Here is a 14,110-nt window from a genome sequence, read left to right as displayed (position 1 = left end):
TGCACCGATCCCGTATATGGAACTTCGTTCGCTTACCCGTGCCGAGGCTGAAATCATGAAGATATTGTGGCAGCTCGAAAGGGCTTTCATTAAGGATATCCTCGCGCAAATGAAGGAGCCTAAGCCGGCCTACACCACCGTCGCGACCTTCATCCGCATACTTGAAAAAAAAGGGGTCGTCGCCCACACTACGTACGGTAACACTCATGAATACTATCCGTTGATAAGTGAACAGGAATACAGGAAGCATGAAGTTCAGCAGCTTGTAGAAAACTACTTTGACAATTCCGTGGGCAACCTCGTGTCGTATTTCCTGACAGACAATACATTGAAGGAGAGTGACCTCGATGATCTGGCAGCGTTCATCGAAAAGAACAAGGGTAAACATTAAACATCTGCGAGTATGGAAGCGCTTCCCTATCTGTTAAAAGTCAACATTTGCTGGGTGGTTTTCTACGGTTGCTACTGGATGCTGTTCCGCAGGCATACTTTCTTTTCGCTCAACCGGTTTTATTTACTTTTTTCCCTGATCATCAGCTTTGCCATTCCGGCAGTCGAGCTGCGGGAAACGGTGACGGTAACCGAAAGCGCCGCATCCGTGGTAACCGCCGGGGGGCAGGTTACGGCCGGTCCGGGCAACACCGGCAGCCATACCAGGGAAATGCTCCTGCTGACCTGCTACTGCGCCGGGGTCGTGGCCATGCTGATTGCCCTCGCGAGGTCTTTGTTTCAGATTCGTAACATCATCCGGGCCGGAATTTCGGTTCCTATGCAGGGATACTATCTCGTGATAAGCCAGCGACGGCATGCCCCGAGCGGATCATTTTCATTCCTGAGATGGCTGGTCATATCGAACGAAGACTATGACCAGAATTTCGAGCCTATATTCGCGCACGAGATGGTGCATATCCGGCAATGGCATTCGCTGGATATCCTGCTGATCGAGCTATTGAAAGCATTGTTCTGGTTTAATCCGTCACTCTGGCTTTATAAACGGGCATTACAGGACACCCACGAATTCCTCGCCGACGAACAGGCCCCCGACAGGGATCATTATGCCACGTTTCTGGTATCATATGCGAAAAATGCGATAGCAACGTCGGTTACCAATCAGTTCTTCAACTCCTCTTTGCTCAGAAAACGGATCCATATGATTTACCGGGACCGCACGCCGACCTGGCTCAGGGGAAAATACCTGCTGCTCTTGCCGGTCCTTGCCGTGGCGGTTGCATTAATGGCTGCCCGAAAGTACGTCTACAAAGAAAGAAACCTGCAACCTGCGAAAGCACAGGCACTTCGTTTGACGACCGTTAAAGGCCTGGTAACGGAAGAGTCGGGCTTGCCGGTCGTAAACGCGGCGGTTACTTTTTCGGGAAGCTTCCAAAGTACGGTCACGACAGCCAGCGGGCGCTTTGAAATCGGCGACATTCCGCAAGGCTCCGTAATGACGATCGATCACAACGATTTTTTACGTCACACGCAAAAAATCGGCAGATCGGCGAACGAGTACGAAATCCGGCTTAAAAGTAACCGGGCACCGGTGCTGGCGACAAACAGCAAACGCCCCGAAAAACGGTTGACCGAGGCGGAGGAAACGGCTCCGTCCATCCGCCTGGATCGCTGGCCACGGTTTCCGGGTAAAACCAAATTCATCGCCAATACATTGAAATATCCGAAACAAGCCCTGCTCGACGGCGCCGAAGGCCAGGTGTCGGTATCGTTCCTGATCGACACGAAGGGGCATGTCAGCGACCCGAAAATCGAAAAGGGAGTGAGAAAAGATCTCGACGACGAAGCCCTACGGGTCGTCAACCTGATGCCCGGATGGATCCCGGCTGAAAAAAATAATGAACCGGTGGCCGTTCGCTACACTATGAATATCACTTTCAACACGGCGGTCAACGGGCTTCCGATGGCCGTCAGGGAGGCCACGCCGGGTTTCTGGGGCAACAGATCGGTTTATTCGCCTGCGAAACTGAAACCGATCGGCAACAAGCATTTGAAAGAACTTTTCGAGCGCAAGACAGTGGATTTTCGGGACAGCACGCCCCCAACGACCACACTACACAGGTTCTGGGCGAGAATATACCGCCCGCTGCCGGAGAAGCAATAAGGTCCAGAAATATAAACAGCAAGAAATGAGACGCATCGCATCCCTGTTGGTGGCGCTTTCTTCGGTCGCATCCGTAAGTGCCGTGTGCCAGAACATTAAAATTGCCACGGTTGATATCGAATACATTTACGCGAACCTGCCTGCGCATAAAAGGTTGATGGCAGAAATCGACAGCTCGTCGACCCGATATCAGGCAGTTCAAAAGGAAAAACTGGCTACCTACCAGCAGAAACTGCAAGCTTACCAGAAGCTGCAAGCTTACCAGAAGCTGGGCAAGGAGACGCCCGGCCCTGTATTAAAGGACAAAGCCACAGAGCTGGAAAGCCTTCAGGCCGCAATGCAGGAATTTCAGCAAAATGCTGAAAAGGACTTGCGGGCAAGGTACGCAGGCAAATTTCCGGAGATAGAAAGAATGGTCGAATCTGCCATTGCGGAATGCGCAAAGGAACGGCAGATAACCGTAGTGGCGCGGAATTACGCGGATTACGTTTCCGGCGAGTCGACCCCTTTCGTGCTGTATTCGGGCGCCGGAGAAAACGATCTTACAGATTACGTCCTGTTAAAATTGGGAATCGCCGCACATCCTGATAAAGGCAAGCCCCGGAAGTACGGGATCATCAGATAGCAGCCGCCCATTTCCGAACCGAAAGACATAACCGGCTTACAGGCCGCCCATCAGGATTGTTCCCGCCTGGCGCGATTATTGCTGCCGCCAGCCAAAAAATGATTGGGCAAATGGAAAACAGCGAACTAGGGAAAATAGCCGAAAACTACATGCAGATATGGAATGCGGGCCAGGACGATCTTCTCGAGAAATGGGCGGACGATGATCTGAAAGTGTCGTATACGCATTTCGAAAAGCCCCTGAACGGCGTCGAAGAATATCGCCGGGTATTAAATCAAACTTTCTGGTCGTTCCCCGATCTGCGGATAACCGTCGAAGAAGTGAATGTATGTGACGGCAGCGCCGTCGTAAAATGGACCTATACCGGTACGCATTTGAATGGCAATCTGTTTGGAGTAGAGCCGAATGGACAAAAAGTAAAGGTAAGCGGACTGTCGATACTGCATATCCGCGAAGGCAAAGTTGTGCGGGAATACGGCATTGTCGACAACCTTTCGCTGGTCATACAGCTGGGTGCGCTTAAAATGTAATCGTAACGGCGTTTTCCAGCGGTCAAAACCGGCGAGGCGTTACCTGCGTACCTTACCGGTTCACACGCCGGCCCGGTCTTCGCCATACCGCAGCAGGTCGCGGTCGGGCACGAGCGCGCCCATAAAAAAAAGCATGATCGCCAGTCCGAGCAGCGCCAAAAGCCCATAGCCCAGGAACAGGATATTGTACGCATAATGATAGCCCATTTCGAGGGCGTTGTGTTTGAGGACGATGCCCGACACGGACTGAAAAACGGCGCCGCCGAGACCGGTACCGACGCAAGCCATACCCCAGACCGAAGCGGCCGAATTTTTAGGGACCACATCGGCGGGAAATGTAAGTGTATTGGCCGTGTAAGCCGTGTAGCCAAAACCTGCCAGCCCGAACACGATCAACGCCGAAATGGGGGTCGTGATTACGAATGGCCCGGCCAGGAGGGGCAATATCATGATCAGGCTCGCCACCGTCACCGCTACTTTCCTGGCCCTCGGGATCGGCATTCCCCTTTTTATGATGTATTGGGTAAAATATCCGCCGGCAATGTTGCCTGCGTCGGCGATTATGAAAGGCATCATAGCCAGCCAGCCGATCTGCTTCATTTCCAGATGATGCACATCCACCAGGTAACGGCCGATCCAGAACGTTACGAAGTACCAGACCGGGTCCATAAAGGTCTTCGACAGGGTAAACATCCGCACAAACCGCGTTTTCAGAAGCGCGGACGCCGGTACTTTGAATACCGCTTTTTCTTCCTCCCGGTTGGCCGCGGGCGTGTAGTAAATAAACCAGAACACGACCAGCCACAGATACCCGCAAAGTGCCAGAATGACGAAAGTCGCCTGCCAGCCGTAGTTCACGCCAAGCAACGCGACCAATGGCGGCACGATCACCGCCCCGAGCGCCGAGCCGCTATTGAATATCCCGGAAGCCGTAGACCTTTCGTGCGGCGGGAACCACTCGGTGGTCAGGCGGATCGCCGCCGGCCAGTTACCAGCCTCGCCGATTCCCAGCATAAATCTGCAAAGTCCGAATTGGAACGGCGTTACCGCAAACGCGTGAACAAGACCTGCGGTAGTCCAGAAGGCCATGCAAAGGGAGTATCCTACCCTCGTACCGAGGCGGTCGATTACGAAACCGGAGAATGCATTCGAGATCATATACGCGGTGAAGAAAGCGGTACCGATATATCCGAATGCGTCATCCGGTATCAGTTTCCGCAGTTCGCCCTCCGCGCTCAGGTAGTTGAACGACAGCCTGTGCACATAGTTGAGCACCGTCGCCAGGAAGGCCATACCGACCATTACCCATCGCATCCCCGACATTTTGGTCGCCGGGGACACGGGTACTTGATTTTCTACCATTCGAATGCAGATTTAGAATGAAAATGGAATGTCAGAGCCGGGATAACGGCGTGAGGACCGGGTTATCGGACGAAACGGAGAGCCGGTTTTGCAGCGCCCTGCCCTGCCCTTCCCAATGCACGGTCATAAGGTCGCCGTGTTCGAGGAGCAGCTTGCTGCCGAAACTGAATGCATCGGCCCCGAAAAAATGCACGTGCGCCTGCAAGGGCAGCCGGTGCCCCGGGTATTTGAAATGGTGGTATTCGAGGTTTTCGAGGCTGTGGGCCATGTTTTGTTCACCGGTGCGGATATCGGCGCTCCATTTCACATGCCCTCCCGCCGAAACCTGAACATGGCCGCTGATATCGCGGAAATCGCCCCCTATGACCAGCTCCGGGCCTATCGCACACTGGCGCAGCTTTGATGGGGCCAGGTAGAGGTAATTCTTTTTCTCCATCACATGGTCGGAAAACTCGTTGCCGGTAGCAAAACCGATGCGATGCGGCGTGCCCTGCCGGTCGACGATGTAGATGCCTGCGATTTCCGGCTCCTCTCCCCCGTCGTCGCCAAATTCCGGCACTTCGAGCGTTTGGCAGTGCGCACGCAGTACCGAGCCGTTGCCTTTGTAAAACCACTCCGGCTGCACGCCGATCTGTCCCGGAGCAGGAAAACCATTCTGCACGCCCCATTCGTACATAGTGATGCTGTCGGTCGGTTTCGAACCTTCGGCCGCGGCGTGCATCGCCTGGCGGTTCAGGGCGCTGTTTTTGTGGGTAAGGCCGGTACCGGCTACCAGACAGCGGAATGGGTCGCCGGGGCAATCAAATGCGGGAAGCAGTTTCCACTCGTGGCTTCCGTCATAGACCTCATCATAATGCAGCTTCGCATCCGAACGCGCGGCCAAAAGCAATTCTGCGAGCGGCTTTTTTCGGTCGATGGCTGCCAATGCGGCCTCATATATCGATTTCACGCCCTTCAAAAGCACCAGCGAAGGTTCTTCCACCGTGGCCAGGGCACGTCCGTGCTGCGGGTGGGAGATCTGTACGACCCTTGTTATGTTTTGCATTGATATCATTTAAAAAATCATACATGCTACTGCGTCACCCACCCGCCGTCTATCGAAAAACAGCCGCCCGTCGAATAGCTGGAAGCCTTGCTGGCCAGGTATAACGCGATGCCGCCTATCTCGTGCAGCTCGCCCCAGCGCCCCATGGGTATCTTGGAAATGAATGCCTTGTATTTTTCGGGGTCGTTAGTAAGGGGGAGGTTCAGGTCCGTAGCGAACGGGCCGGGCAAAATGGCATTCACCGTAATGCCGTCGAGCGCGACTTCCATCGCCAGCGAGCGGGTGAGCTGCAAAATGGCGCCTTTGCTGGTCGCGTAAGGCGTGCGCTCGGGAATGGCCGTGAGTGCGAGCATGGAGCCGATGTTGATAATCCGGCCGTAGCCGTTTTGCTTCATTACCGGCACCACTTCCCGGCAGGCCAACCAGGTACCGGTCACATTCACGCTCTGGACTTTATTGAAATCGTCCAGCGAAAGTGCTTCGATAGGGCCACGAATATTGATCCCCGCGGAGTTGATCAGGATATCTATTTTTCCAAAAGTATCCACCGCCGTTTTCACTGCAGTTGTGATGTGTTGTTCCGAAGTGACGTCGCAGCTCACACTAATGCAGCTCACGTCGTAGGTATCTTTGAGCAGTTGCTCCGATTCCCTGTTCACCGCCTCATCGCGGGCCGCAATCACGATATTGGCCCCCGCTTCGGCCAGGGCTTTGGCCATGGCCAGCCCCAGCCCGCGGTTACCGCCCACGACAAGTGCGGTCTGCCCGTGCAGTTTAAACAGTTCGAGAATGCTTTGTTGCATGCTTAGCGCTTCCATTTTGTTTATTCGGAAATGATGAAATGTTCGGGACCTTCGGTTTTAAGGGTTAACCCTACTCCGGGTAACGTGTCGCTGAGCTGTACCCTTCCGTTGTCGGCGACAGCCTCCCCGTCGAAAATGTACCAGAACATTTCATTGCCTACCTCGATCTCCGTTTGTGGGAAATATTCGGCCATCGGGCACGCGAAGGAGCTCAGTACCACGTGCAGGTTGTGCATTTGTCCGCCATGCGGGATCACCTCCACGCCGTGCACGAGGGCCATATTACAGATCTTTTGCGCCTCGGTGAAGCCGCCCACACGGTTGGTATCGAACTGGAAAATGTCCAGCGCGCCGGTTTGCAACAGGTCGTGGAAGCCGTAGCGGGTATATTCGTGCTCCCCGCCAGAAAGCGGAATGCCGGTGTAGTTGCGGAGTTTGGCAAAATTGTGGATCTCGTCGGGCAAAAGCAGCTCCTCCGCCCATCGGAGATTGTAGGGTTCCAGTGCTTTCAGGAACTGCTTCGCATAGGCCAGGTTGAAACCCATGTAACCTTCGAGCATTACATTGATATCGTCGCCCACTGCTTCCCGCACCACTTTCACCATCTCCACATTCTTACGCATACCGGCCACGCCTTCGGTGAGCGGGTAGCCGCAGCGCAGTTTCATGCCCGAAAAGCCCTGCTCCTTGTAATGCACGGCCTCGGCTTGAAGGGCGTCGAGGTCGCGGGTGTAGAGGCGGCTGTAATAGGCTTCGATATCGGGGGTCGTGCGCCCGCCCAGGAGCATAAACACGGGCTGGTTCGTCACCTTGCCTTTGATATCCCAAAGGGCAATGTCGATGGCGCTGATGGCCGCGATAACGGTGCCTTTCCGACCGAATGCGACCGTGGAGCGGTACATTTTTTCGAAAAGGTATTCGGTATTCAAAGGGTTTTCGCCCAGCAGGATCGGCGTCAGTTTGCTATCGATCACGGCCTTGGTTACATCCGGGCTCAGGCCTGCATTGCCGTAGCCGATATGCCCCTCGTCGGTTTCGACCTCCACTACCAGCCAACTGAAAAACCGGAAGGCCGCCTGAGAATCGCTTTGAAAATGAATAGGGCTGAGCGGGGTTGCGAACACGGTGTTGGTCGTTAGCACCGGACCTGTCCACCTGTATAGTTTTGCAGTTACTCTTTTGATCTTCATTGAAATACATTTAAAAAACAATATCATATCTTTCGAATCACCACTTGAAATGGAGCAGCGAAACACCCTGGCGCGGAAGCTGCATTTCGATGGTGGCATTGCCGTTTTTGGGTTCCATCCATTGCGGCGAAGTGAACAATGCGAGCTGTCCGGCCTTTTCGAGCCGACGGATTTGTTCGGCAGTCGGCTGTTTAGGCGAGCCCATGGCTTTCCAGACCTCGTAGGAATTGCTGTTCTCCTTGTCGATACGGTAATGGTAAAGCATCATTTTCTGCCGCGGCAACCCTTGTACCGACACTTTTACGGTCGCATCCGGCGACGGCACATTGTCGTCGTGGTAGTTCCATACCATCACCGCCGCCGAGTTGGCGCTTTTGGAAGCGATACCATTGATATCCGCCTCTTTGCGGACGCTCTCGTCCCGTACCCGTTTGAAATCGTAAGCGAGGTTCTGCTTCACCTCCACGCGGTTGCCTTCCATCATGCCAAACATCCTGAATACGTTCAGCACCGGCTTGTCGACACCATTGGTAGCCAGGTCGCGAAACCCGCGGAACCAGGCCTGGTCCTCAAACTCGAACGACCAGCTCACCGCACCCAGCAAATTCACGCTCCGCGCCTCGGCCAGTTCGTACTTGCGGGCAAATGAAGCCGCCGTGTAGCTCGAATACATGGTGCCGTTGCGGTAGGCATTCTGCGGGCTCACATCCTCGGAGCAGGCCGCACACCCCTCCGGGTCGGATTCGCCGATGATGATCGGCAGCTTTTTGAGCGCCGGGTACGAGGCCACGATCTCGAAACCTTTATCCAGGTCGCGTAGCTGTGTACCCATATTCATCTGCACATGCCCGTCCACGATTTTAGGCGCACCTTTGGCATGGTAAGTAATGAAGTCGATCGGCGAACCGGTTTTACCGGTGACGTAGTTCTTGCCGCTGGTCACGTGGTCGAGGAACTTCCGCATGAACGCCTCCGACTTCTCCCAAGCCGGGCCGGTCACTTCCGGGCCGCCTATTTTGGCGGTGGGCAATGCCCGTTTCACCGCGTCGGCCGTGTAGTCGTACAATTTGATGTATTCATCCACAGTGCCTTTCCAGTAGCTGATATTGGGTTCGTTCCAAAGCTCCCAGTACCAGCTTTCGACTTCTTTCTTGCCGTAGCGCTCCACCGAATGCTTCACCCATTGATACACCAGCTCCGCCCATTTGTTGTAGTCGTTGGGCGGGTAGGCCCAGCCGAGGTAAATGTCGTTGTAATTATCGCCCGGTTTCCAGTGGTGGCGGTAAGGTTCGGGTTTGGAAGACAATGCCTGGGGCATAAAGCCGATCTGGGCAATGGGTTTCATGCCCCTTTCTATGTAGGTATCGAAGATTTTATCGACGATCTTCCAGTCGTACACCGGTTTGCCCTGCGCGTCTTCGGTGTAGGCATTGGTGGAGCCCCATTTGAGGGCCGCCTCGCCGTCGCCGGTCACCAGCAGGCTGTGCGCCCGCACGTACACCGGGACTTTACTGAGCTGCGAAATTTCCGTGAGCAGCTTTTTCCCGTCCTTCATATAGGTATAGTTCGGCTCGTCGTAGCCAAAAAATGCCCAGATCGGCTGCATTGGGGCTTTTACCTTGCTCAGGTTGACCTCGATACTAACGGGTTGCTGCTGACTAAAAACAGGCGTGGCCAATGCCGCGCCCAGGGCGGCGGCATGGAGCAGGGCAAGCTTGGTTTTCTTGAAAAACATGTGACTCTGGTTAAGCTTAAAAAATTAATATCCGGGATTCTGTTTGAGTTGACTGTTCCTGCTGATCTGCTGGGTGGGTATCGGAAAAAGGTTATGCTTGTCAGCGGCGGCCGTAACGCCATTCGCCTGTGCGGTAACGATCAGGCGGTTATGCCGGATCAGGTCCCAGCGGTAATGTCCCTCGCCCACAAACTCCTGCGCCCGTTCTTTGAGCACCGCATTGCGGAGTTCCTCTTTCGACAACCCTTTCAAATCGGGGTACAGGGTTGCCGGCTGCTCGAATGCGGTTCCAACGGCCCTGGCACGTCGCCTTACCTGATTGAGCGCCTCCAGGGCCGCGGGTGTAGGGCCTTCCGTTTCGTTGGTGGCCTCGGCATAGGTGAGCAGCATATCGGCGTACCGGATCAGCGGGTAGTTTACGCCTTCTTTAAGGTAGCCGGTGGCGAAATCTATCCGGTGGAACTTGGTCAAAAATGGAGCGTACATGGTAACGGTATCCCTCACCAGCTCTTTAACGCCGTTTTTGTAATAATAGGGCATCTTGTGCCGCACCGATTGCCATTTGCGGTAGGTGTCGGGCGTTTCGGTGAAAAACGGTTTCCGCACCTGGAAAATGACCAGGTCTTTCAGGGTATGGAACTGCACATTCACGCCATTGATCGTCTGCGCGGGCGGACCGAAGAGATAGATCATCCGTGTCTGGTACAGCTGCGAGGTATTGTTGGCATTACCCCCGTGCTGAATGGAGAAAATATGCTCCTTGCCGTTCTGGAAATCGGGGTTATTGATGTTTTCATAATCCTCGAAAAGGCCGAATACGCCCGCGTCCATTACCTTTTTTGCTTCCGCCGCCGCTTCTTTCCATTTCCGCTGCTGCAAATACACTTTCGAAAGCAAGGCCGTGGCCGACATAGTCGTGGCCCTGCCGGCGGTGAGGTCGGTCCTGTTGAGCGGGCTGAGCAGTTCTACCGATGCATTGAGATCGCTTACAATCTGTGCGTACACCTCGTCCTCCGGACTCCTGGGCTTGTCGACCTCGCTCAGATCGGTGGTAGCCTTTACATGCAGGGGCACGCCCCCGAATATGCGTACGAGGTTGAAGTAAAAGAATGCACGCAGGAACTTTGCTTCGCCCAGCACCTTGTCTTTCCCCTGGAATTCAGCCACTTCCATCTTATCGATGAGCGTATTGGCCCGGTTGATCACCTGGTAAAAATAATCCCATGCCGTCACCAGTTCGACGGCGTCGGGCGTCCATGAATAGGTATTCCACTCGTTCTGAATGCCAGAACGATCGCCCGAGCCATTGGCCGAACCGCCTCCGATGAGCGTGAATGCGGTAACATCGCCCAAGGTAACCCATTGCCCGTCGCGGTAGTTGTCGTTCCAGAGGTAGTTATAAACCCCGTTCAATGCGAGTTGCGCCTGGTCGAGGGTTTTGTAAAAATCATCGGTGGCGACCTGGCTGTACACTTTTTCCTGAAGAGCGTTTTCGCAGCCGCTACCTACCGGCAGGGCCAATGCCATGACAGCAACGGCCAAGGCCTTGTATTTCGTTGTTTTAATAGATCGGATCATATCAATTCAATGTTAAAACCCAAGCTTGATTTCCACCCGGTAGGTCCGCGACGATGGGTAACCGAACCGGTCCATTCCCTTGGTGGTATTGCTGCTGCCGAAAGAATTCACTTCCGGATCATACCCGGAGTATTCCGTGATCAGGGCCAGGTTATCGACGCCGATGCCGATCCTCGCATTCTTGACAAAGCTTGCAAAACCGGGGATTTTATAGCTCAGCGACACATTCTGGATGCGCAAAAACGAGCCGTCCTCGACCAGGAAAGAGCTCACGCGCTGCGGGTGCGAGGCGCTCGCGGCGGGAATGGCGGCGGCGGGATTTTCCGGCGTCCAGCGGTCGAGGCGCCTGGCCGATACGCCGATGCCATCCAGCACATATTGCTGCGCGGCCAGGTTGAGCACCTTGTTGCCCTGCATTCCGTACACGAACACATGCACGCTGAGCGGGCCGAACGACAGGTCGTTGGTGAGGCCGTAACTGAATTTGGGAAGCGGGCTGCCAAGGAACACGTCGTCCAGTTCGGTATCGTAGGTGCCGTCTCCGTTCACGTCCTTGTACCGGATATCGCCCGGCTTGGCCGCGGGCATGGTACCCACCTGCTGAATCTCTTCTTTCGAGCGCCAGATACCATCATACACCGAGCCATAAAACTCGCCGACGCTATGACCCGGTTGGAGCCGTACCGTGTTTTTCGCGTGCGGGTTCACATTAGCCCCTCCCACCCAGCCCGAATACAGGTACTCGGCACCTCCGAGCGACAGGATTTCGTTCCGGTTAAAAGAGATGTTGAAATTTGTGGTCCAGTTGAGCTTGCCGCTGGTATTCACGCTATTGATACCGAACTCCCAGCCTTTGTTCAGCATCGCACCCGTGTTTTTCAGTACGCTGCCGTAGCCGGTTTGCGAAGGGATCGGCACGTCGAGCAGCAGGTCGGTGGTCTTCTTGTGATAATAATCCACCGTGAAACTAAGCCGGCCATTCAGTATCGCGGCATCCAGCCCAACGTTGAATTCGCCGGTCTTCTCCCAGCTCAGATCGGGGTTCGCGATGTTGGAAGGGAACGCGATCGGCACGCGGGCACCCCCGAAAATGTACGAACTGCGCGTCCCGAAGGAAGTGCCGAGCAAAGAAAGCGACCGGACCGAGGCCGTGAACAGGTATTTGTCCTTCAGGGAGTAGTTCAACCGCCCCAGGTACGAAATGAGCGTCCATTCATTCATATTGCTGCCCGGCGCCTGCGGACTGCTCCCCAGGCCAAGGTTATAATATTCGAAAATATCACTTGGGAAGCCGAACGACGACGCGTCGACCGTTTCGTTTTTCTCTTTCTGGTAGGTAAAACCGGCCAGGATTTTCAGGTTATGGATGTCGTTGAAAGTTTTGGAATAGGTCAGCGTGTTCGCATTGGTAAAATTGAGGTTCCGGACTCCGATCTGCCGGGCCTTGCCATTTGCCCCGGCGGCGGCTTCGGAGCCGATCGGGAAATACTGGTGAAACTTCCAGTCGCGGATGTCTGCACCGAAGCGGATATTCAGGTCGAGGCCGGGGATGATGCTGTAATCGGCATAAATATTGCCCAGGATGCGCATGGTATTACTGAGCTGCCGGTACTTTTCGGTCATGGTCAGCGGGTTCTCGAGCCCTCCGCCCATCGGGAAATTCCGCAGGTTGGCAGGCTGACCGGACTCGTCGCGGGCGGGTATGGTCGGCGGGGCTTCGTACACGGCGTCCACCACGTTGGAAATGCCTTCATAACCTTTGGTGTCGGTAGGCACCACGTTCTCGTCGGTCAACGTAAATAGCAGACTCTGCCCCACGCGCAGTTTTTTGCTGATATCCGCATCGATATTGATGGTTGTTCCGTACCGCCTGAAATTCGAGCCGGGAATGATGCCGTCCTGCAAGGTGACATTTTCCGCCAGCATATACCGGACACTCTGGCCGCCGCCGGAAAACGACAGCTTGAAATTCTGCCTGGGCGCGGAATTGTAAATTTCACTCTGCCAGTCGGTGCCTTGGCCGAACCCGGCGATCTGGTCGGGTGTGTACACCTGCGACTGCCCGAGCAACGCCGCCCGCTCGTTCACCTGGGTGGCCCATTGGGTGGCATTCATGAAGTCGAGCTTTTTGCGGATAGTCTGCAAGCCGAACGCATATTCGAAATCCACCCGCTGCTGGCCGGTCTTGCCTCTTCGGGTGGTGATCAGCACCACGCCGTTGGCCGCGCGGGAACCGTAAATGGCGGAAGCGGAAGCGTCTTTCAGGATTTGGACCGACTCGATATCGGACGGATCGATGGAGTTCATCGGGTTGGCATTCCCGCCAAACGAACCCGCGTCGCTGCTGGCGCCCGTTTGAAAGCCATTGCTGATGGGCACGCCGTCGATCACGTACAAAGGCGAACCGCTCGCCGAAAGCGAAGCCGTGCCGCGTACCTGCACGGAAATGCCGCCGCCCGGTGCGTGGGAGTTGGTATTCACCTGCACACCTGCGATTTTCCCCTGCAACGCCTTGTCGGGCGTGTTGATCGAGCCCTGTTCGATGTCTTTGCCGGCGATGGTCGCGATAGCACCTGTGAGGTCCTTTTTCTGAACGGTACCGTAGCCTACGACCACCACTTCGCTGAGCTGCTCGGCATTGGGCACCAGCTGCACGTCGATCGTCGTCTGGCTGCGCACTGCTATTTCCTGCTGGACATAGCCAATGAAAGAGAACACAAGCACCTGGTTTTCAGAAAGGTTATTCAACTCAAACCGGCCATCCGCATCGGATGTCGTCCCTATGGAAGTACCTTTCACCACGATATTGACACCCACCAGCGGCTGGCTTTTTTCGTCCGTAATTCTGCCCTTAACAAGCTTGTCGACAAACAAGATTCGGCGAGGCTCGGGCCGGGACCCGTTCCTGCCGACGGCCACCGTGCTGATCAGGAGGCAGGCCGCGATCCAAAAGGAAAAGCGCAGCCGTTTACCCCCGGAAGGGTATGGTAAAGCATTTCTCATGATTTTGTTAAAGCTAAGGTGCAGGCAGTATCATACCTGGTCCTCGACTACCGGAAAGTCGGGACAAAGCATGCTCCGCCAGGTTAAACACTGTTCGGAATAAAATTCTGAAAAACAATACATTCC

At 54.9% G+C, this 14,110-nt stretch carries 11 protein-coding genes; 4 read left to right on the top strand and 7 right to left on the bottom strand.

The window, feature by feature from the left end; genetic code table 11:
- Positions 1–16: 16 nt before the first annotated feature.
- The 4 genes from ABV298_RS25605 to ABV298_RS25590 all read left to right on the top strand — a co-directional run bounded on the left by ABV298_RS25605 (position 17) and on the right by ABV298_RS25590 (position 3,268).
- Complete coding sequence (locus ABV298_RS25605) at positions 17–391, top strand: BlaI/MecI/CopY family transcriptional regulator (protein ID WP_353718974.1); 375 nt, start codon at positions 17–19, stop codon at positions 389–391.
- Between the two features lie 12 nt (positions 392–403).
- Positions 404–2,113: a M56 family metallopeptidase gene (locus ABV298_RS25600; protein WP_353718973.1), complete on the top strand. Its 1,710-nt coding sequence runs from the start codon at positions 404–406 to the stop codon at positions 2,111–2,113.
- Between the two features lie 25 nt (positions 2,114–2,138).
- The gene (locus tag ABV298_RS25595; RefSeq protein ID WP_353718972.1) at positions 2,139–2,738 is read left to right on the top strand and encodes an OmpH family outer membrane protein; all 600 of its coding nucleotides are present in this window, start codon (positions 2,139–2,141) and stop codon (positions 2,736–2,738) included.
- Positions 2,739–2,848: 110 nt separating this feature from the next.
- Complete coding sequence (locus ABV298_RS25590) at positions 2,849–3,268, top strand: ester cyclase (protein ID WP_353718971.1); 420 nt, start codon at positions 2,849–2,851, stop codon at positions 3,266–3,268.
- Between the two features lie 60 nt (positions 3,269–3,328).
- Here the strand turns inward: ABV298_RS25590 and ABV298_RS25585 are convergent, their stop codons facing one another.
- The 7 genes from ABV298_RS25585 to ABV298_RS25555 are packed head-to-tail and all read right to left on the bottom strand — an operon-like array spanning position 3,329 to position 13,984.
- On the bottom strand, positions 3,329–4,630 hold the full coding sequence (locus ABV298_RS25585) for an MFS transporter (RefSeq protein WP_353718970.1): 1,302 nt from the start codon (positions 4,628–4,630) through the stop codon (positions 3,329–3,331).
- A 31-nt stretch (positions 4,631–4,661) separates the two neighbouring features.
- Complete coding sequence (araD1, locus tag ABV298_RS25580) at positions 4,662–5,675, bottom strand: AraD1 family protein (protein ID WP_353718969.1); 1,014 nt, start codon at positions 5,673–5,675, stop codon at positions 4,662–4,664.
- 26 nt (positions 5,676–5,701) lie between these two features.
- Complete coding sequence (locus ABV298_RS25575) at positions 5,702–6,493, bottom strand: SDR family oxidoreductase (RefSeq protein WP_353718968.1); 792 nt, start codon at positions 6,491–6,493, stop codon at positions 5,702–5,704.
- Positions 6,494–6,498: 5 nt separating this feature from the next.
- Positions 6,499–7,668 carry an enolase C-terminal domain-like protein gene (locus ABV298_RS25570; protein ID WP_353718967.1) on the bottom strand — a complete coding sequence of 390 codons (1,170 nt, stop codon included), beginning with the start codon at positions 7,666–7,668 and terminating at the stop codon, positions 6,499–6,501.
- Positions 7,669–7,705: 37 nt separating this feature from the next.
- The gene (locus ABV298_RS25565) at positions 7,706–9,403 is read right to left on the bottom strand and encodes a beta-xylosidase (RefSeq protein ID WP_353718966.1); all 1,698 of its coding nucleotides are present in this window, start codon (positions 9,401–9,403) and stop codon (positions 7,706–7,708) included.
- 24 nt (positions 9,404–9,427) lie between these two features.
- On the bottom strand, positions 9,428–10,981 hold the full coding sequence (locus ABV298_RS25560) for a RagB/SusD family nutrient uptake outer membrane protein (protein WP_353718965.1): 1,554 nt from the start codon (positions 10,979–10,981) through the stop codon (positions 9,428–9,430).
- Positions 10,982–10,993: 12 nt separating this feature from the next.
- Positions 10,994–13,984, bottom strand: a complete 2,991-nt coding sequence (locus tag ABV298_RS25555; RefSeq protein ID WP_353718964.1) for a TonB-dependent receptor — start codon at positions 13,982–13,984, stop codon at positions 10,994–10,996.
- Positions 13,985–14,110: the final 126 nt, after the last annotated feature.

This window comes from Dyadobacter sp. 676, assembly GCF_040448675.1.
Classification (GTDB): domain Bacteria; phylum Bacteroidota; class Bacteroidia; order Cytophagales; family Spirosomataceae; genus Dyadobacter.
Note: the sequence above shows the minus strand (reverse complement) of the source record. Positions and strands in the feature narration are given on the sequence as shown.